Genomic DNA, 20,745 nt, shown 5'->3' with positions numbered 1-20,745 from the left:
GCTATTGAGAGGTATACTAATCTTTTTAGTAGTATTTGGATTGCTCGTATTCGTTCACGAATTCGGGCATTTTATCGTTGCGAAAAAATCTGGAATTTTGGTTCGAGAATTTTCAATCGGAATGGGGCCAAAATTATTTCAGCTTCGCCGCAATCCAACTACTTATACTATTCGTTGGCTGCCTTTAGGCGGTTATGTTCGTTTAGCCGGCTCTGATGATGAAACAGAATTAGATCCGGGTATGACTGTAATTGTTCAATTAAATGATAATAATGAAGTAATTCGAATTGATGCTTCTGAATCAGATATGCCAATTGAAGGTATTCCGGTTCAAGTAACTAAAGCGGATCTCGTAGATGCGTTAGAGATCAGCGGATATGAAAATGGTGACGAAGAAAAGCCAGTTACTTATCATGTCAATCATGATGCAACAATTATTGATAAGAATAAAACTGAATTAATTATTGCACCACGTGATACTCAATTTGGGCAAGCAAAAGTATGGCAAAAACTTGCCACTAACTTTGCTGGACCTTTTATGAATATTTTACTTGGCTTCGTTGTTTTCCTAATTTGGACTTTTACTGTTGCTGGACCAGCGACTACAACGATTGCTCATGTTCAAAATGGATCACCTGCTCAAATTGCTAATATTAAGGCAGGTGATAAGATCTTAGCAATTGATGGCAAAAAAACTGCCAACTTTGAAGATGTATCGACCGCGATTAATCAAAGTAAAGGCAAGACAATGGCTGTGAGGGTCGAAAAAAATGGTCAAACTAAGACGGTAAAAGTTAAGCCAAAAGCTAAGGTTATTCAAAAAACAAAGGTATATCAAATTGGAATCCAAGCTCAGACAGATGAAAATGCGATAGCAAAATTGAAGCGTGGATGGGATACTGCAGTTTCAACAACCGGATTAATTTTTAATGCTGTTGGAGGGTTATTCACTAACTTTAGCTTAAATAAGTTATCTGGACCTGTTGGAATTTATTCAGAAACTTCCCAAGTGTCTCAAATGGGCTTTACATACTTACTTGCTTTTTTGGGTATGATTTCAATCAATTTAGGAATTGTAAACCTAATTCCAATACCAGGTTTAGACGGTGGAAAGGTATTACTGAACTTAATTGAGCTTGTGAGAGGTAAACCAATTTCAGAAGACCATGAAGCTATTGTTGAACTTATCGGTTTTGGGTTATTATTAATATTAATTATTGCAGTTACTGGTAATGATATTTATCGGTACTTTATAAAATAAAATTGTTTATTTAGGAGAAAAGAATGCGTCAATCAAAATTCTTTATGCCAACATTAAAAGAAGCTCCAGCAGATGCTGTAGCTGAAAGTCACAAGCTTATGCTTAGAGGTGGGTATATTCGCCAAGTTACAGCAGGTGTTTATGCTTACCTTCCATTAGGCTATCGTGTACTGCGTAAGGCAGAAAATATCATGGAACAAGAAATGGAAAAAATCAATGTTCCAGAAATGATCATGCCGCACTTATTACCAGCTACAATGTGGCAGGAATCAGGCCGTTATGTAAAATACGGTCAAGAAATGTTTAGATTAAATGACCGTCATGGTCGTGAAAGCCTTCTTGGCCCGACTCATGAAGAAACATTTACTGAAATTATTGCAAAGAATTTGAAGAGTTATAAACAAATGCCAATTGCTCTTTACCAAATTCAAACTAAGTTCCGTGATGAAAACCGTCCTCGTTTTGGTTTATTGCGTGGTCGTGAATTTATCATGCTTGATGCATACAGTTTTGCTGCAACTCGTGAACAACTTGATGAACAATTTGATGACGAAAAAAAGGCATTTGAAGCTATCTTTGAACGTTGTGGTGTAAAAGTTCACCCTGTTATTGCCGATTCAGGCACAATGGGTGGTAAGAATTCAACTGAATTCCAAGCACCAGCTGCTATTGGTGAAGATACCATTGCAACTAATGAAAGTGGCACTTATGCAGCTAATTTGGAAATGGCTAAAAGTATTGACACATTTAAGCAAGATCCTGAAGAAACTAAAGAACTTAAGAAGGTTGCAACTCCAGATTGTGACACAATTGATAAATTGGCTGATTTCTTGGGTGTCCCAAGTACAAGAATTGTTAAGAGTGTTCTTTTCATTGCTGATGATCAAAAAGTGTTAGTTTTAATTCGTGGTGACAAGCAGATCAACGAAGTTAAATTAGGGCATATCCTTGATGCTGATGAGGTTCGTGAAGCAAATGCAGCAGAACTTAAGGAAATCACTGGAAGCGAAAAGGGCGGTGTAGGACCTGTTAACGCTGACTGGGCAGACAAGATTATTGCTGATGAAACAGTTAAGGGCTTATACAACGTAGTTGTTGGTGCTAACGAAACTGATTTCCAATTTGAAAATGCAAACTTAGATCGCGACTTTAAAGTTGATGAATTTGCAGATATCAGAACTGCTAACGAAGGCGAACCAGATCCAGTTGATCACGAACCACTTAAATTCACCACTTCTATCGAAGTTGGTCATATCTTCAAATTAGGTACTTACTACACTGATACTATGGGTGCTGACTTCTTGGACAACAATGGTAAAACACAGCCAGTTATCATGGGTTCATACGGAATTGGTGTGACTAGAATGCTTTCAGCAGCTGTTGAACAACACCTTAATGGACAAGGGATTGCTTGGCCTAAGGAAATTGCACCATTTTCAATTCATTTGATTCAAATGAAAATGAATGATGATGAACAAACTGCTTTAGCTGAACGTCTTGAAAAAGAACTTTCATCAAAGTATGATGTTTTGTACGATGATCGTAAAGAACGACCAGGCGTTAAGTTCAATGATGCTGATTTAGTTGGTGCTCCAATTAGAATTACAATTGGACGTAAAGCCGGTGAAGGCATTGTTGAAGTTAAGTTGAGCAATGAAGAAAAAGCAAGTGAAATTTCAGTAGATGAATTAACTGATTTAGTAAATAAAGAGTTAGGATAATTTTTCGTGGCTAATAAGAACGATTTATTCTTAAAACTTTTAAAGCAAGTCAAATTCCCAGATCTGTTTGAAGATAATAATCTTCTACAAAAGGGAGAAATTGAGAACGTGGATGTGTATGCTAAAGAACACAAGTGGGATATCCACGTTCTTTTTGATACGCCGTTAAAGTTTGAGACCTATAATGCATTAAATAGAGCAATTAGTGAAGGATTCAATGATTTTGTTAATGTTCAACTTATCATTAGAACTCAAGATGGCTCAGATCAATATTTAACAGATTATTGGCGTTTTGCTGTTCAAAATTCTTCTGTCTTGAACAATATGTCTAGAGAGTATTTAGCGGGACAAACGCCAGTTAAAAAAGACGGTAGATGGGAAATTCCCGTTGATAAATTTGCTGATGATATAACTGAACAAAGGCAGCTTGACGATTTAGCAAATGAAATGAGAAATTACGGTTTCTTTAATCTTAAGTTTGTGACTCAAGTTGATGAAGCAAATATCGAGAGTAATTTACAGAGTTTAGAAGAATTGCATGAAGAACATGAAAAAAACATGCAAGAAGCTTATGATACTGCTCCAGAAAAACCAAAGCCTGTTCAGCAACCACGCCAATTTGCTACTAAGCGTAAGAGTTACGGTAATCAAAAAATAAGCGATAAGGCTGAAATTACTCAAATAAGAGCTTTAGCAGAAGGCGGACATAATGTAGTTATTGAAGGTAATATCTTCAGCGTTGATAAGCGAGAACTGAAGAATGGTACAGTTGTTTTCACTGGTGAAATTACAGACTATACTGATTCAATTATGTTCAAAAAATTTGCTAAGCAACAAGATGAAATTGATGCTCTTTCAGCAATTAAACCGGGGACTTGGGCAAAAATGCAAGGTTCCGCAGATGAAGATAGCTGGGAACACGATTTAGTTTTCAATATTTATAACTTTGAAACGGTTGAACATGTTGGTCGTGAAGAAAAATATGAAGGGGAAAAGAAGCACATTGATTTACATGTTCATACTAATATGAGTCAGGTTGATGCTGTTGACACTCCAACTGATTTTATTAAAGCAGCCAAAAAATTCGGGCAAAAAGCAATCGCTATTACTGACCATGGAGATGTTCAATCTTTCCCAGAAGCATACAGCGCTGGTAAAAAAGAAGGCGTAAAAATACTTTATGGCCTTGAAGCGAATATGATTGATGATCATGCTTTGCTTGTTTTAAACCCAGCAGATATGACGTATGAAGACCGCGAATTCGTTATTTTCGACGTTGAAACCACGGGACTGTCATCAGTTTATGATACGATTATCGAAATTGGTGCCGTTAAAATGAAGAATGGTGAAGTGATCGATCGCTTTGATAAGTTCATCAATCCGCACCACCCTTTGAGTGAACAGACTATTAATTTAACTTCAATTACTGATGAAATGGTTTCAGCTGCAGATGATGAAGCAGTAGTAATTCAGCAGTTCAAGGAATTCTACGGTGATGATCCATTATGCGGGCATAATGTTCAATTCGACGTGGGTTTTGTTAATGCTGCATTAAGACGAGCAAATTTGGAAGAAATCCAACAACCAGTTGTTGATACTCTAGAAGTTTCTAGATTACTTCATCCTGAACAAACTCGTCATACATTGGATTCTTTAGCAAAGAAATATGACGTTGTCTTAGAACATCATCACCGCGCCAATCAAGATGCGGAAGCAACTGGATACCTGATGTTTAAGTTGCTAGATGCTTTCAACGCTCGCTTTAATCAAGATAATTTAGGTAAAATGAATGATTATGCAAAATACGGACAAGTTTATAAACGGGCTCGTCCAATGCATATGACAGTTTTAGCCAAAGATCAAGCTGGACTTAAAAATATGTATAAGCTTGTATCCATTGCTAGCACAAAGGATTTTTACCGAATTGCAAGAACACCGAAATCAGATTTGCGGCGGCTTCACGAAGGTCTTCTTTATGGCTCAGGCTGCTGGCAGGGTGAAGTATTCATTGCTATGATGCAGAAGGGGTATGATGAGGCGAGAGAAAAGGCTAAGTTCTACGATTATTTAGAAATTCAACCACCTGCAACTTATCAGCAATTAATTAACGATCAATTGATTGCTGACAAAGATAAACTGGAAGAAATTTTAACAAACATCTATAAACTAGGTAAGGAATTAAATAAACCGGTTGTCGCAACTAGTGATGCACACTATGTTGAACCGCATGAAGCAATCTACAGAACAATTTTGATTTCTGCCCAAAGAAGTAATCCTAATCGGAATAAGCCACAACCAGAATTGTATTTCTATACTACCCAAGAAATGCTAGATGCTTTTAGCTTTTTAGGTGAAGATGCAGCTAAGGAAATTGTTATTGATAATCCAAATAAAATTGCTGACTCTTTAGGTGAAATTGCTCCAATTAAAGATGGCTTGTATCCTCCACATATCGATAACGCAGATCAAGAAATGAAAGACTTGACCTATAATAAAGCCTATGAATTATACGGTAATCCTTTGCCTGATATTGTGAAGGATAGAATCGATATGGAACTTAATTCAATTATTTCCAATGGGTATGCCGTAATTTACTTAATTTCTCAGCGTCTAGTAGCTAAATCAAATAAAGATGGCTATCTGGTAGGGTCACGTGGATCTGTTGGTTCGAGTTTGGTTGCAACAATGTCAGGAATTACTGAGGTTAACCCGCTAGCACCGCACTATCGCTGTCCAAATTGTAAGTATTCTGAATTCTTTAATAATGGTGAATATGGTTCTGGCTATGATTTACCAGACAAAGATTGTCCAAAATGTGGTACACCTTTAGTAAAAGATGGTCAAGATATTCCGTTTGCCACTTTCTTAGGTTTCCATGGGGATAAAGTACCTGATATCGATTTGAACTTCTCTGGTGACTATCAACCTGTTGCTCATAATTTTATTCGAGTTATGTTCGGTCCAGATAACTCATATCGAGCAGGAACGATTGCGACTGTCGCTGATAAGACTGCATATGGATATGCTAAACATTATGATGAAGAGCATGAGTTAAAACTCAGAAATGCAGAACTTGATCGTTTAGCTCAAGGTGTATCTGGTGTAAAAAGAACTACTGGTCAGCACCCTGCAGGGATCGTGGTAGTACCAAATGACATGGATATTTATGACTTTACTCCAGTTCAATATCCAGCAGACGATGTGAATGCAGCTTGGCTAACTACTCACTTTGATTTCCATTCAATTCACGATAATATCTTGAAATTCGATATTTTGGGACACGATGACCCAACGATGATCAGAATGTTGCAAGACCTTTCAGGAGTTGATCCTTTGACTATCCCACCTGATGATCCAGGCGTAATGTCACTGTTTTCAAGCCCAGAAATTTTAGGAGTAACTCCAGAACAAATCCAATCAGAAACAGGAACTTTAGGTGTTCCAGAATTTGGTACTAGATTTGTTCGTGGGATGCTTGAAGAAACTAAGCCAAGCACTTTTTCAGAATTATTGCAGATTTCTGGATTGTCTCATGGTACTGATGTATGGTTAGGTAATGCAGAAGACTTAATTAATGATGGAACTTGCGAGTTGAAAGATGTAATTGGTTGTCGTGACAACATTATGACGGACTTGATTCACTGGGGAATTAAGCCAGAGGTTGCATTCTTTACAATGGAAACAGTTCGTAAGGGTAAAGGTATTAGCGATGAAAATATGAAAATCTTGCAAGCAAATAAGAATATTCCAGATTGGTATATTCCATCATGTTTGAAGATTAAGTATATGTTCCCTAAAGCCCATGCTACAGCCTATATTTTGATGGCTTTAAGAATTGCTTGGTTTAAAGTATATTATCCAGAAATTTACTACACTGCTTATTTCTCAGTTAGAGCAGACTTATTTGATTTAGTAGCAATGAGTCATGGTAAAAATACTGTAAAAGCAGCAATGAAAGCAATTCAGGACAAAGGTAATGATGTTTCAGCAAAAGATAAAAGTTTATTGACCGTTTTAGAAATTGCCAATGAGTGCTTAGAGCGTGGTATTAAGATTAAAATGGTCGATGTTGATCAATCAGAAGCAATGAACTTTAAGATTATTGATAAACACACAATCTTGGCACCATTTAATGCTGTTCCTGGGTTAGGTGATAATGCCGCTAAGCAAATTGTTGCTGCAAGAGCTGAGCAAAAATTCTTATCAAAAGAAGATTTAGCTAAGCGTGGTAAGGTATCACAAACAATTATGAATTACTTTGAAGATAACGGCGTTTTGGAAGGGATGCCAGATCATAATCAATTATCACTCTTTTAGATTTGAGTTTTTTAATAATCATGGTATACTAAAAGACGAAGTTCGAATAAGTACATTCGAGTGAGCAGCAATGCTCACTCTTTTTATTACGGAGGGAAATTTTGTCTAAAGTTACAGATCTTGTTTTACCAGAAATTCTTCCAATTATTGATAGTCGCGATGATGAATTCGTTGATATCGAATATGTTAAAGAAAAGGGACAGAATTATCTGAGAATATATGTTGATAAGGATCAACCTGGCGGTATAGACATTAATGAAATCGCTGATTTAAGTGAATTGATTTCTGAAAAACTTGATACTATGGATCCAGATCCATTACCAGATCCTTATGTGTTAGAAGTTTCATCCCCAGGTGCGGAACGACCAATTAAAACTGACAAAGATTGGGAAAAAGCTCAAGATGATTATATTCACGTTGGACTTTATCAAAAGATCGACGGCAAGAAGATTTATGAAGGAACGCTTAAATCTTATAATGATGAGCAAATTGAGCTAGAAATTAAGATTAAGACAAGAAGAAAAACTTTGACTATTCCTCGTAACTTGATTGCAAATATTCGTTTTGCAATTGAATTTTAGAAAGGCTGATTAAAACTTATGTCTAAAGATTCTAAAGAATTGATGGAAGCTTTTGCTGTTCTTGAAGAAAAGAAGGGCATTAAGCAAGATGTCATTATTGATGCTATTAAAGCAGCACTTGTTGCAGCATACAAGAAGAACTATAACCAAGCACAAAATGTTGAGGTTGAATTTGATGAAAAAACCGGTACTTTTAAGATTATGGCTGTTAAGACTGTAGTTGATGAAGTGCAAGATGATCGCCTTGAAGTAAGCTTAGCTGATGCATTATTGATTAACCGTGCTTATGAAGTTGGAGATGAAATTCGTTTTGAAGTAACGCCAAAAAACTTTGGTAGAATTGCTGCTCAAACTGCTAAGCAAGTTATTATGCAGAGACTTCGTGAGGCTGAAAGAAGCCATATTATTGACGAATATTCTCAATACCAAGATGAATTAATTACTGGTACTGTTGAAAGACGCGATAATCGCTTTGTTTATGTTAAAATTGGTAACGTTGAAGCAGTTATGCCAAAACGTGATCAAATGCCAAATGAAACTTATAACCCACAAGATCAAATTCGTGTTTTGGTAACTCATGTTGGTACTGATAACAAAGGTGCACAAATCGTTGTTTCTAGAACTGCACCAGATATGGTTAAGCGTTTATTTGAACAAGAAGTTCCAGAAATTTATGATGGAACTGTTGAAATTGTTTCAATTGCTCGTGAAGCTGGTGATAGAACTAAGATTGCTGTGAAGAGTAGTGATCCTAACATTGACCCAGTTGGTACTTGTGTTGGTCAACGTGGTGCACGTGTTCAAAACGTTGTAAATGAATTAGGCGGAGAAAACATTGACATCGTTAAGTATGAAGATGATCCATCAGATTACATTGCCAATGCTTTGAACCCGGCAGAAGTTATCGCTGTCCAATTTGGCGAAGACGAAGAAGAAAAGAGTGCATTAGTGATTGTTCCAGATTATCAATTATCATTAGCAATTGGTAAAAAGGGCCAAAACGTTCGCTTGGCAGCTCGTTTAACTGGTTACAAGATTGATATTCGTCCAGAATCAGAGGTTGAATTTGTTGATGAAGACAATTCTCATACTGATACTGAAAGTGATGAAACAACTGAAAACCAAATTACAGTTGAAGCAGAAGACAATACTAATGCTGATAATAGTGAAGCTGAAAGTTCAGAAGTAAAAGAAGATAGCACTGACATAAACGAATAAAAAAAGGATTGGTGATCTTTTTGAAAAAAAGAAGAATTCCAATGCGAAAAGATTTACTCACAAATACTATGCAACCAAAGAAAGAATTGGTTAGAGTAGTTATTGATAAAGAAAAGAATATTTCTGTTGATCCTACAGGTAAGAAGCCAGGTCGCGGTGCATATGTATCACTTGATCCAGAGAAAATCTCAGACGCAAAAGAAAAGAAAGTTTTAGATAGAAGTTTAGGAACTAAAGTACCTGATACTTTTTATGATGAACTTTATTCATATGTTGACCACCAAAAAGCTAGAAAAGAATTATTTGGTGATAAATAATTTTGCAAAAACAAAAAGCATTAAATCTTTTAGGCTTAGCAACGCGTGCTAGAAAGTTGATTTCTGGAACTGATACTGTGATTGCAGGTCTTAAGAAAAAACAAGTAAAAATTGTCATTGTTGCTAGTGATTTACATGAAAATTCAGACGAAAAAGTTAGACGCGCAGCCAAAAATGCTGGTGTAAAGGTCTTTGATACATTTACTTCAGAGGAACTAAATCATGCTATTGGTAAGAATCGCAAAGTTTTAGGGGTAACTGACGCTGGTTTTAGTAAATCGATAGTAAAGCAAATAAATGAAGGAGTGTGATTGGATGGCTAAGGAAAGAATTTATGAAGTCGCAAAAGAATTAAACATCGATAACAAAGTCGTAGTCCAAAAAGCAAGGGATCTTGGCTTTGATGTGAAGAATCATATGTCATCACTAGAAGATTCACAGGTGAAGCAACTGAAAGGTAGTTTCCAAAGTATCGCTCCTGCTAAAGAAGCAGACAAATCAAGTAAGAAAAACAGTAAAATCAAGATCTCTGTTTCCTCAATTCGTAAGAATGAAAAGAAGACAGAGAACAAAACTGTGCGTAAACATTCAAACGATAAGAACAAGAATAATCGACGCCGCAATCAAAATAACAAAGAAAATAATCAACAAAATGCGGCCAAGACAAAGCCAGCTGCACGTGATTTGCTTAAGCAATTTAAACAAAAGCAACGTGCCGAAGAAAGTAATTTAAATAAGCAAACTCAAAAAGCAAAACAGGAATATCACGAACAATTGAAGAATCCAAAGCAAGTAAAACCTAATAAAACAGAAGAAAAAGAAGTGCCAAAGGCTAAGAAAACCGAAAAAACTATTGGACCAAAGATTTTAAAACCATCACCTGCACGTTTTAAGAAAAATAATGCAAGTGATAACAACAATAATAATGGTAATAATAAACCAAACTTTAGAAAGCCTACTCCACGTAAGCCAGTAGCTAAGGTTGAGATTCCAGAAAGTCCTAAAGATACCAATAGTAGCCGTGGGCGCGATACAGGAAAGCCTGGACGTAAGGGTAAAAACCAATTCTTTAACAATCATAGTGACCACTCTGATAGACAAGAAAGAAAACGTCGCAAGAATAAGAAGCGCCAACATGAGCAACCGAAAAAACAACCAACTAAACGTAAGGAACGTCCATTACCAGAAACTTTAGTATATGAAGAAGGTATGAACGCTCAAGATTTAGGAAAATTACTTCACCGTGAACCAGCTGAAATTGTTAAAAAGTTGTTCATGCTAGGGGTAATGACTAATCAAAACCAATCTTTGGATAAGGATACCATTGAACTTTTGGCTGCTGAATATGGTATTAACGCAGAACAAAAGGTTCATGAAGATATCTCAGATATTGATACTATCTATGAAAAGCAAATTGAAGCTTCAAAGAATTCAAAGAATTTAGTTGATCGTCCACCAGTAGTTACTATCATGGGTCACGTTGACCACGGTAAGACTACTTTGCTTGATCGTCTTCGTCATACACATATCTCAGCTCACGAAGCTGGTGGTATTACGCAGAAGATTGGTGCATACCAGGTACGTCTCGATGATCGTCTAATTACTTTCTTGGATACTCCTGGACACGCTGCCTTCTCAAACATGCGTGCACGTGGAGCTGAAGTTACTGATATCGTTGTTTTAGTTGTTGCTGCTGATGATGGTGTAATGCCTCAGACTATTGAAGCCATTGATCATGCTAAGAGTGCTAATGTTCCAATTATTGTTGCTATCAACAAGATGGATGTTCCAGGTGCTAACCCACAACACGTTACTGAACAATTGATGAAGTACAACTTGATTCCAGAAGATTACGGTGGTGACACTATCTACGTTAACATTTCAGCTAAAACTGGTGAAAACGTTGATGACTTACTTCAAATGATCTTGCTTCAATCTGATGTGATGGAACTTAAGGCAGATCCAAAGCAAAAAGCTATTGGTACTGTTATTGAAGCACGTTTGTCACGTGGTCGTGGTTCAGTTGCTGATATTTTGGTACAAGAAGGTACTTTACATGTAGGTGATCCAATTGTTGTTGGTAATACCTTCGGACGTGTTCGTACAATGACTAATGACCGCGGTCGTCAAGTTAAGAAGGCAACACCATCAATGCCTGTCGAAATTACTGGTTTGAACGATGTTCCAGAATCAGCTGATAAACTTGTTGTCTTTGATGATGAAAAGACTGCTCGCTCAGTTGGTGAAGAAAGAGCTCAACAAGCCCTTCAACGTCAACGTGAAAATGTTACTCACGTAACACTTGATAACCTCTTCGATACTATGAAGAAGGAAAACATGAAGGAAGTAGATATCGTTCTTAAGGCTGATGTCCAGGGTTCTGTGGAAGCTTTACAACAATCATTTGAAAAGATTGATGTTGAAGGTGTACGAGTAAACGTAATTCACTCTGGTGTTGGTGCTATTAACGAATCAGATGTAACTTTGGCTGGTGCTTCAAACGCATTTATTATTGGTTTCAACGTTCGTCCAACTGCAACTGCAAAGTCTCAATCAGAAACTGAAGGTGTAGATATTCGTCTTTACAGCGTTATCTACAAGGCCATTGATGATGTAACTTCAGCTATGAAGGGTATGCTTGAACCAACTTACGAAGAAAAAGTTATTGGTAACTTGACAGTTCGTGAAACTTGGAAGGTATCAAAGGTTGGTACTATTGCTGGTTCATTTGTAGACAAGGGTGTTGTTAAGAATGATTCTAAGATTAGAGTTATTCGTGACGGTATTGTTGTTTATGATGGTCAAATTGCTTCATTGAAGCGTTTCAAGGATGACGTTAAGGAAGTTAAGGCTGGTAACGATTGTGGTTTAACGATCGATGGCTACAACGACATTAAGGTTGGAGACGAGTTTGAAGTTTACGAAATGCAAGAAGTTAAGCCTAAGTAAGACTTTTAAGGAGGAAAAATGAAACACAGAATTGGTCGTGTTGAAGGAGAGATCCTCCGCGAATTAACAAAGATCTTGCGTAAAGACATTCGTGATCCACGTTTATCTGAAGTAACTATTACTGCAGTTGAATGCACGAATGACTTGTCATATGCTACTATCTACTACAGTCTTTTGACAGAAGATCCAAAGAAGGAAGAAGAAGTAGCAGAAGGTTTAGAAAAAGCAAAGGGAATGATGCGTCATTTACTTGGTCAAGTATTGACTGTCTATAAAGTCCCAGAACTTATTTTTAAACGTGATAATTCAGTTAAATACGGCTCAAAGATTGACCGTTTGATTGCTGAAGTACGAAAGCAAGATGCTGAACGGAATAGTAAATAATCAAGGCGCCGTAAGGCGCTTTTTTTATTAGAAAGAGGCAATATGTTAAACGGAATTTTAGTGATCGATAAGGCAAAGGGAATGACGAGTGCGGATGTTGTTTATCATTTGCGCAAAGCTTTGCATATTAGAAAAATTGGCCATGCTGGTACTCTAGATCCTGAAGTTACGGGAGTTTTACCGATTGCTATTGGTCAAGCTACTAAATTGATTGAATTAATGCATACTAGACCTAAAGAATATCAAGGCTCTGGTTTATTTGGTTATGCAACGGATTCTTATGATACAGACGGTAAAGTCTTGCAAGAAAAGAAACTGGATAAGGCCTTTACTAAAGACCAAATTCAAAGTGCAATGAATTTATTTTTAGGTGAAATTGAACAGGTGCCTCCAATTTATTCAGCAGTTAAGGTAAATGGTAAACACCTTTATGATTATGCACGTGAAGGAATTGAAGTTGAGCGACCAGTCCGAAAAGTTGAAATTGCCCGCTATAAAATAACGAAAGAACCAATTTTTGATTCTGAAAGTGGTCAAGAGAGTTTTGACTTTGATATTAAGTGTAGTAAAGGTACCTATGTTAGAAGTCTAGTCAATGATTTAGGCGAAAAACTAGATCAACCTGCTGTAATGACTTATTTGAGAAGAACTGCAAGTTCTGGTTTTTCTATTGAACAGGCAGTTAGCTTAGAAACAATTCAAGCACATCCTGAAGAAGCGGAAAAATTAATTCAACCAATTGATGCCTTCTTTAAGAATTATGAAACGCTTGATTTAACAGAAGCTGAATGGCTTAGAGTTCAAAATGGTGCAGGAATTACTTTGAAAACGAATGCAAAAAAGGTTGCTTTAAGGTACAATAAAAAAGTTAAAGCAATATACAAGCAGACAGATCATGGTTATCGACCAGACCTAATGCTTCTTGCAAATGAATAGTTGAAACGAAGGTATTCATCTTGAAACTTGTCCATTTATCATATCCAGTAAAAAATCAAATCAGTAATAAAAAAATAGTTTTAGCTCTTGGCTTCTTTGACGGAGTTCATTTAGGTCACCAGCATCTTATTTCTGTAGCAAAAGAAATTGCTGACGAAAAAAATTTACCTTTAGCTGTAATGACATTTGATCGTCATCCAAGTGAAGTTTATGCAGGAAATACTGACTTTGTTTATATCGACACTCTTGAAGAAAAAGCTAATAAAATGGAAGAGCTAGGGGTAGACTATTTGTTGCTTTTGAAGTTTACGAAAGATTTTAGTAAAATCTCAGGTCAAGAGTTTGTTGATAATGTCATTGTGAAATTAGGAACAGATACAGTAGTAGCGGGTTTTGACTACACTTACGGGGCAAGAGAAACAGCAAATATTGATCATTTACCAAACTTTGCTAAAGGGAGATTTGAGGTAATTAAAGTGCCTAAACAAACGATGGATGGCAAAAAAATAGGTTCTACTGAAATTCGTCGAGCAATTGAAAATGGTGAGATGGAACTGGTCAATGAACTTTTAGGTCATCACTACGTGATGAGTGGAACGATTGGCCATGGACAAAGAAATGGACATAAGCTTGGATTTCCAACAGCAAATTTAGTTTGGAATGAAAAGAAGGCTATCCCCAAGATCGGTGTATACGCAACTAAGACTAAAGTCAACGGCAAATGGTATAATTCAATGACAAGTGTTGGTTACAATATTACAATTGGTCAGCCTAAGAGAATTTATATTGAATCAAATTTATTTGATTTTGATGAAGATGTTTATGGCCAACCGATGGAGATTAAATGGTATAAGTATACTCGTGGCGAAAAGAAGTTTGCCAGTCTTGATGAGTTAAAAGAGCAACTTAAGAAAGATCAAGATGAAATTAAAGCTTATTTTGCCAAAAGTGATAAATAAATCTTATAATATAAGTAGGCAATATTAATAGATGAGGTAAGAGAAAATGAAACATAAACTTTTTGCTTTTTTATCCGCATTTGTTGCATTGTTAGGAATAACTTTAGCTGTCAATGCTAACACAGCTGACGCTATTTCAACTAAAACTAAGCAATATTATGGTATTCAAAAAGAATTTGTTACTCCAAAAGCAACTCGAGGTACTTGGTATAGTTACGATATGCAATCTAATAAGTTTCAAAAGATTGTAATTACTAAGAATACTGCCGAAGGGGCAAAATTATTTAAGGCATTGAATGCAAAACAGACTGATGCGATGATCAAGAAGATCAACAAAATGTCTAATAAGCAAAAGAGAGCCTTTTATAACGGTATTTATGATCAAAAACTTTCTCAAGCAGAAATTTACAAATATAAAGGCAAGACTGGCTTTAATGTAAATAACTGGTTACCAACTGCAGGCGACGGTGTTTATTACGTACCTGTAACTAGAACCCGTGATGGTAAGAAGGTTACTGCTTTGAGAATTGGAACAGGCGCCAACAATTACTTTGCTTCTTATGCATATAAGACTAAAGAATTAGCAAAGTAAAGATTTCAATTTGGTATTGAAAAATAAAAGTATTAATGATAAATTAAAACTATCAATTGAAATTCAAATTTAGAAAGAAGGATCGCCGTTGCGTCTTTAATCTCGTAAAACTAAGCATAGTTGAATAATTAATCGTTTGAATTAGACGGAGATACTATGCAGTTTGACAAGATTAAGGATAGACGGAGTTGCCTTCTTTTTTATTACTCAAATACTAAAAAGAAGAGAGTCTATGCTTGTCAACGTGTAGGCTCTCTTTTGTGTGGTGATTTTATGAGTAATATAAGAATTAGCAATCTTTCATTCCATTATGAAAACAGTAGTCAAAACGTTTTTAACAATTTGAATTTAAACTTGGATAGTAGCTGGAGATTAGGGCTAGTTGGAAGAAATGGCCGTGGTAAAACTACTTTTCTTAACCTTTTACTAGGAAAATTAGTAGGCTTAGGAGAAATCAAAAATAAACTAAATTTTTCATATTTCCCTCTTCAAATTAACAATCCTGCTAATATCACTTTATTTGAATTACAAGATCAAATTGATTTTGAGCAATGGGAACTAGAACGTGAACTTAATTTGATGAAGGTTGACCCTAATATTTTATGGCAGCCATTTAATACGTTAAGTGGCGGTGAAAAGACTAAAGTTTTACTTGCTTTATCATTTACGGATCAAAATAGTTTCCCATTAATCGATGAACCAACTAATCATCTAGATGAAAGTAGCAGAAAACAAATTGCTGAGTATTTGAGTAAACATGATAAAGGATATATTGTTGTTAGTCACGATCGGCAATTTTTGAATCAAGTGACTGATCATATCTTAGCAATTGAAAATACTGAAATTCATTTATATCAGGGTAATTATGCTATCTATGAAAATACTAAACGAAATAGGGATGAATTTAATCAGGCAAAAAATGAAAAATTAGCAAAAGAAGTACAAAGATTAAATGCTTCTTTTCAAAAAATTTGGCTTTTGCAAAAAGATCAGAAAGTCAGAAAAATAGTGGGCGAAAATATAAAGGTAAGGCAAATCATCGTGCTTTTCATCCGCTAAGTTTTGATGTTACCAAGATTGCAGCAAATGACATGCGCAGAGCGAAAAATGTCCAGCATCGTTTACAGAAGAATATTGACAATAAAAAAGGTTTAATGGTCAATATTGAGGATGTGCCAGAATTGACAATGAATTTTCAACCTAATTATCATCATACATTGCTGGAAGCACAACATTTTTCAATGAAGATTGAAGATAAAAAGCTATTTCATGATCTAAATCTAATAGTTAAGAATCAGGGGGTTGTTTCGTTAGAAGGAGAAAATGGATCTGGGAAGTCAACTTTCTTAAAATTTTTACTTGGTAAAACAAGTCAATGCCAATGTCATGGGAAATTCGAATTAGCAAATGGCTTATCAATTTCGTACTTACCACAGGAGTTTGGGGAATATACAGGTAACTTAATGGAATTTGCAGAAAAGCAAAGAATCTCGTATAAAGAATTGCTCAATAATCTCAAAAAGATGGGATTTCCAAGAGAAAGTTTTACTACAAAAATAGAAGAAATGAGTATGGGGCAACAAAAACGGGTAGCTTTAGCAAAATCATTAGTAGAGCCGGCAGACCTATATCTCTGGGATGAACCAGCAAATTATTTAGATGTCTTTAATCAAGATCAGTTAATTGAATTGTTAAAGAAAATAGAACCAGCAATGCTCTTAATAGAACATGACGAATACTTTATTGAGCAGGTAGCAGGGCAAAGAATTAGGCTGACAGAATAATATTGGTAATGATTTATTTAAGTTGACGATCTTTTTGAAACAAAATTAGCACTCCCCTTGATTATCTGCTAGATTTTAGTATAATAATATCTGTTAGCACCTGAAGTTTACGAGTGCTAAAAGTGAGGGCGATGTTTATGTTGACCGAGCGTCAAGAATTAATATTAAATACAATAATTCAGGACTTTACAAAGACACATGAGCCAGTTGGATCTAAGACGGTGATGAATCAATTACCAATTAAGGTTTCAAGCGCCACAATCCGTAACGAAATGGCAGTACTTGAAGATAAAGGCTTAATTGAGAAAACTCACTCATCAAGTGGGCGTATTCCTTCAAGTGAAGGTTATCGTTACTATCTAGATAATCTGGTTCAGCCTTTACAATTGCCTGAATCAATTTACAATCAAATAGTTTATCAATTAGACCGACCGTTTCATCAAGTGAATGAAATTGTGCAAGAAGCAGCTAAAATTTTATCTGATTTAACTAATTACACTGCTTTTGCTGAAGGACCAGAAAGTCGCGGTGTTACTGTTACTGGATTTAGAATTGTACCTCTATCAAACAGGCAAATTATGGCGATTTTGGTCACAAGTGATGGTAATGTACAAAACCAAGTTTATGCTTTACCTCATCACATTCATGGTGATGAAATTGAGAAGGCAGTTAAAATGATCAACGACGAACTTGTTGGCAAGACCCTGAAAGAGATCACACCAAGTTTGATGAAGACTTTGGCTGAACAAAAGATTGGTGGGCAGCATGCCGGCGAATTAATGAGCCTGCTTGAAGATGTAATCAAAGATGCTGCTAGCGAGCAAATGTATGTTGATGGTCAAATTAATTTGCTGAATAATAGTTCAGAAAGTAATGTTAAAGACTTAACATCACTTTATAAATTGGTTGATGATAATGATTTGATTTCGAGCTTTTTGGATACATCCACTTCTGGTGATGATGGAAAGCTTCCAGTTCAAATTAAATTAGGTTCAGAAATGCCCAATGAACTATTAAGAAATTATAGCTTATTAACTGCTGAATATAGCGTAGGTGAACATGGTAAAGGGACTATCGCACTACTTGGTCCAACCAACATGCCATATTCACAGATGATTGGTCTTCTTGAATACTTTAGAAACGAGCTAGCCAAGAAATTGCTCGATTATTATGGAAGATTTCAATAAGAATAGAGGAGGTTAGCTGTGAGTAAAGAAGAATTTCCAAGTGAAGAAAATTTAGATAAAAACAAAGAAGTTCCTAAGAAAGCTGAAAAGAAAAAAGAAAAGCCGACTTCTGATGCTGAAAAAAAGGATGACAGCAAGAAGTTAGCTGAAGAAATTGCTTTATTAAAACAAAAGAATAAAGAATTAGAAGATAAATATCTTCGTAGCGAAGCAGAAATTCAAAATATGCAAAATCGCTACTCAAAAGAAAGATCTCAACTTATCAAGTATGAATCTCAAAGCTTAGCAAAGGACGTTTTGCCAGCAATGGATAACCTTGAAAGAGCATTAGGAGTTGAAGCTGACGATGATGCTTCAAAACAACTAAAAAAAGGTGTTCAAATGACGCTTGATTCACTTGTCAAAGCGATGAAAGATCATGGCATCGTTGAGATTGAAGCTGAAAACGTTGAATTTGATCCGACATTGCATCAGGCTGTTCAAACAGTCGCTGCAGAAAATGATGATCAAAAAGATCACGTTGTTCAGGTTTTACAAAAAGGATATCAATACAAAGATCGTACACTTAGACCGGCAATGGTTGTAGTTGCACAATAGAAGAGAGGAATTTGAGATATGTCAAAAGTTATCGGTATTGACTTAGGTACTACTAACTCAGCAGTTGCAGTTCTTGAAGGTAAAGAACCAAAGATTATTACTAACCCAGAAGGTAATCGTACTACCCCTTCAGTAGTTGCTTTCAAAGATGGTGATATTCAAGTTGGGGACGTTGCAAAGCGCCAAGCTATTACTAACCCAAACACTATCGTTTCAATTAAGCGTCACATGGGTGAAGCTGATTACAAGGTAAAAGTTGGAGACAAGGAATACACTCCACAAGAAATTTCGGCATTTATCTTACAATACATTAAGAAGTTCTCAGAAGACTACTTAGGTGAAGAAGTTACTGATGCAGTTATTACTGTTCCTGCTTACTTCAATGATGCTCAACGTCAAGCTACTAAGGATGCAGGTAAGATCGCTGGCTTAAACGTTCAAAGAATTATCAACGAACCAACTGCTTCAGCTTTAGCATTTGGTCTTAACAAGGACCAAGACGAAAAGGTATTGGTATATGACCTTGGTGGTGGTACTTTCGATGTTTCTGTATTGCAATTAGGTGACGGTGTCTTCCAAGTATTGTCAACTAACGGTGATACTAACCTTGGTGGTGACGACTTCGATAACCGTATCATGGATTGGATGATCAAGAACTTCAAGGATGAAAACGGTGTTGACTTGTCAAAGGATAAGATGGCAATGCAACGTTTGAAGGATGCAGCTGAAAAGGCTAAGAAGGACTTGTCAGGTGTATCTTCAACCCACATTTCACTTCCATTCATTTCTGCAGGTGAAGCAGGTCCATTACACCTTGAAGCAGACCTTACTCGTGCTAAGTTTGACGAATTAACTGCTGACTTAGTTGATAAGACTAAGATTCCATTTGACAATGCTTTGAAGGATGCTGGTTTAACTGTAAACGACATCGACAAGGTTATCTTGAACGGTGGTTCAACTCGTATTCCTGCAGTTCAAAAGGCTGTTAAGGATTGGGCTGGTAAGGAACCTGACCACTCAATTAACCCTGATGAAGCTGTTGCCTTGGGTGCAGCTATTCAAGGTGGTGTTATTTCTGGTGATGTTAAGGACATTGTTTTGCTCGATGTTACTCCATTATCACTTGGTATTGAAACCATGGGTGGTGTCTTCACTAAGTTGATCGACAGAAACACTACTATTCCAACTTCAAAGAGTCAAATCTTCTCAACTGCTGCAGATAACCAACCAGCCGTAGATGTTCACGTATTGCAAGGTGAACGTCCAATGGCTGCAGATGACAAGACTTTGGGCCGTTTTGAATTGACTGACATTCCAGCAGCTCCTCGTGGTGTTCCTCAAATTCAAGTTACTTTCGATATTGACAAGAACGGTATCGTAAACGTATCAGCTAAGGATATGGGTACTGGTAAAGAACAAAAGATTACTATCAAGAGTTCATCCGGTTTGTCAGATGAAGAAATTAAGAGAATGCAAAAGGATGCTGAAGAACACGCTGATGAAGATAAGAAGCGTAAGGAAGAAGCAGACCTTAGAAACGAAGTAGACCAATTGATCTTCAGTACTGATAAGACTTTAAACGACACTAAAGACAAGTTGTCAGATGCTGACAGAAAGCCAGTTGAAGATGCGCTTAATGACCTTAAGAAGGCTCAAAAAGACAACAACTTGGATGAAATGAAAGAAAAGAAGGATGCTTTAGCTAAAGCTGCTCAAGATTTAGCTGTTAAGCTTTACCAACAAAATGGCGGCGCTCAAGGTCAAGCTGGCCCACAAGCAGGTCCTCAAGGCACACCAAATGATGGTAACAACAACGGTGGAGCACAAGACGGCAATTTCCACAAAGTAGACCCAGATAAGTAAAAGGGTTTATAATTTAAATAACCTATTAAGAAAAGAACTGCTTAAGGGTAGTTCTTTTCTTTTAAATGTGAGGAGTTTA

Annotated in this window: 15 protein-coding genes and 1 pseudogene; all 16 read left to right on the top strand. The window is 36.3% G+C overall.

The features are described from left to right. Nucleotides 1–4 precede the first annotated feature (4 nt). The 16 genes and pseudogenes from rseP to dnaK all read left to right on the top strand — a co-directional run bounded on the left by rseP (nt 5) and on the right by dnaK (nt 20,666). A complete protein-coding gene (rseP, locus tag FC46_RS03570) occupies nt 5–1,261 on the top strand; it encodes an RIP metalloprotease RseP (protein ID WP_057797926.1) in 1,257 nt (418 codons plus the stop codon). A gap of 23 nt (nt 1,262–1,284) precedes the next feature. After that, complete coding sequence (locus FC46_RS03565) at nt 1,285–2,982, top strand: proline--tRNA ligase (RefSeq protein ID WP_057797924.1); 1,698 nt, start codon at nt 1,285–1,287, stop codon at nt 2,980–2,982. 6 nt (nt 2,983–2,988) lie between these two features. Continuing rightward, nucleotides 2,989–7,299, top strand: coding sequence for a PolC-type DNA polymerase III (locus FC46_RS03560; protein ID WP_057797922.1), 4,311 nt, complete (start codon nt 2,989–2,991; stop codon nt 7,297–7,299). Between the two features lie 101 nt (nt 7,300–7,400). Continuing rightward, nucleotides 7,401–7,880 carry a ribosome maturation factor RimP gene (gene rimP / locus FC46_RS03555; protein ID WP_057797920.1) on the top strand — a complete coding sequence of 160 codons (480 nt, stop codon included), beginning with the start codon at nt 7,401–7,403 and terminating at the stop codon, nt 7,878–7,880. An 18-nt stretch (nt 7,881–7,898) separates the two neighbouring features. After that, the gene (gene nusA, locus FC46_RS03550) at nt 7,899–9,098 is read left to right on the top strand and encodes a transcription termination factor NusA (RefSeq protein ID WP_057797918.1); all 1,200 of its coding nucleotides are present in this window, start codon (nt 7,899–7,901) and stop codon (nt 9,096–9,098) included. Nucleotides 9,099–9,118: 20 nt separating this feature from the next. Beyond that, a complete protein-coding gene (rnpM, locus tag FC46_RS03545) occupies nt 9,119–9,415 on the top strand; it encodes an RNase P modulator RnpM (RefSeq protein WP_157046777.1) in 297 nt (98 codons plus the stop codon). After that, the gene (locus FC46_RS03540; RefSeq protein WP_057797916.1) at nt 9,415–9,726 is read left to right on the top strand and encodes a L7Ae/L30e/S12e/Gadd45 family ribosomal protein; all 312 of its coding nucleotides are present in this window, start codon (nt 9,415–9,417) and stop codon (nt 9,724–9,726) included. Before rnpM ends, FC46_RS03540 begins: the two co-directional genes overlap by 1 nt. Nucleotides 9,727–9,730: 4 nt before the next feature. Next, complete coding sequence (infB, locus tag FC46_RS03535) at nt 9,731–12,364, top strand: translation initiation factor IF-2 (protein ID WP_057797914.1); 2,634 nt, start codon at nt 9,731–9,733, stop codon at nt 12,362–12,364. Nucleotides 12,365–12,382: 18 nt separating this feature from the next. Next, nucleotides 12,383–12,748, top strand: coding sequence for a ribosome-binding factor A (locus FC46_RS03530; protein ID WP_057797912.1), 366 nt, complete (start codon nt 12,383–12,385; stop codon nt 12,746–12,748). 42 nt (nt 12,749–12,790) lie between these two features. Further along, nucleotides 12,791–13,684 (top strand): tRNA pseudouridine(55) synthase TruB, encoded by an 894-nt coding sequence (gene truB, locus FC46_RS03525; protein WP_057797910.1) that lies wholly within the window; start codon nt 12,791–12,793, stop codon nt 13,682–13,684. A gap of 20 nt (nt 13,685–13,704) precedes the next feature. After that, nucleotides 13,705–14,643, top strand: coding sequence for a riboflavin biosynthesis protein RibF (gene ribF, locus FC46_RS03520; protein ID WP_057797907.1), 939 nt, complete (start codon nt 13,705–13,707; stop codon nt 14,641–14,643). A gap of 46 nt (nt 14,644–14,689) precedes the next feature. Beyond that, complete coding sequence (locus FC46_RS03515) at nt 14,690–15,235, top strand: hypothetical protein (RefSeq protein WP_057797905.1); 546 nt, start codon at nt 14,690–14,692, stop codon at nt 15,233–15,235. Between the two features lie 273 nt (nt 15,236–15,508). Next, a pseudogene (abc-f, locus tag FC46_RS03510) lies at nt 15,509–17,019 on the top strand (ribosomal protection-like ABC-F family protein). 137 nt (nt 17,020–17,156) lie between these two features. Beyond that, the gene (gene hrcA / locus FC46_RS03505) at nt 17,157–18,206 is read left to right on the top strand and encodes a heat-inducible transcriptional repressor HrcA (RefSeq protein WP_057797904.1); all 1,050 of its coding nucleotides are present in this window, start codon (nt 17,157–17,159) and stop codon (nt 18,204–18,206) included. 18 nt (nt 18,207–18,224) lie between these two features. Continuing rightward, complete coding sequence (grpE, locus tag FC46_RS03500; protein ID WP_057797902.1) at nt 18,225–18,803, top strand: nucleotide exchange factor GrpE; 579 nt, start codon at nt 18,225–18,227, stop codon at nt 18,801–18,803. Nucleotides 18,804–18,821: 18 nt separating this feature from the next. Continuing rightward, nucleotides 18,822–20,666 carry a molecular chaperone DnaK gene (gene dnaK / locus FC46_RS03495; protein ID WP_057797900.1) on the top strand — a complete coding sequence of 615 codons (1,845 nt, stop codon included), beginning with the start codon at nt 18,822–18,824 and terminating at the stop codon, nt 20,664–20,666. The last annotated feature ends 79 nt before the right edge of the window (nt 20,667–20,745 follow it).

Source organism: Lactobacillus kalixensis DSM 16043 (assembly GCF_001434335.1).
In the GTDB taxonomy this organism is placed as follows: Bacteria; Bacillota; Bacilli; order Lactobacillales; family Lactobacillaceae; genus Lactobacillus; species Lactobacillus kalixensis.
This window is presented reverse-complemented; position numbering and strand designations above follow the sequence as displayed.

Excerpts from the sequence above, each read along its gene's own strand:
- FC46_RS03565 (WP_057797924.1), top strand. The coding sequence starts at position 1,285 with ATGCGTCAATCAAAATTCTTTATGCCAACATTAAAAGAAGCTCCAGCA.
- nusA (WP_057797918.1), top strand. The coding sequence starts at position 7,899 with ATGTCTAAAGATTCTAAAGAATTGATGGAAGCTTTTGCTGTTCTTGAA.
- infB (WP_057797914.1), top strand. The coding sequence starts at position 9,731 with ATGGCTAAGGAAAGAATTTATGAAGTCGCAAAAGAATTAAACATCGAT.
- FC46_RS03530 (WP_057797912.1), top strand. The coding sequence starts at position 12,383 with ATGAAACACAGAATTGGTCGTGTTGAAGGAGAGATCCTCCGCGAATTA.
- truB (WP_057797910.1), top strand. The coding sequence starts at position 12,791 with ATGTTAAACGGAATTTTAGTGATCGATAAGGCAAAGGGAATGACGAGT.
- FC46_RS03515 (WP_057797905.1), top strand. The coding sequence starts at position 14,690 with ATGAAACATAAACTTTTTGCTTTTTTATCCGCATTTGTTGCATTGTTA.
- hrcA (WP_057797904.1), top strand. The coding sequence starts at position 17,157 with ATGTTGACCGAGCGTCAAGAATTAATATTAAATACAATAATTCAGGAC.
- dnaK (WP_057797900.1), top strand. The coding sequence starts at position 18,822 with ATGTCAAAAGTTATCGGTATTGACTTAGGTACTACTAACTCAGCAGTT.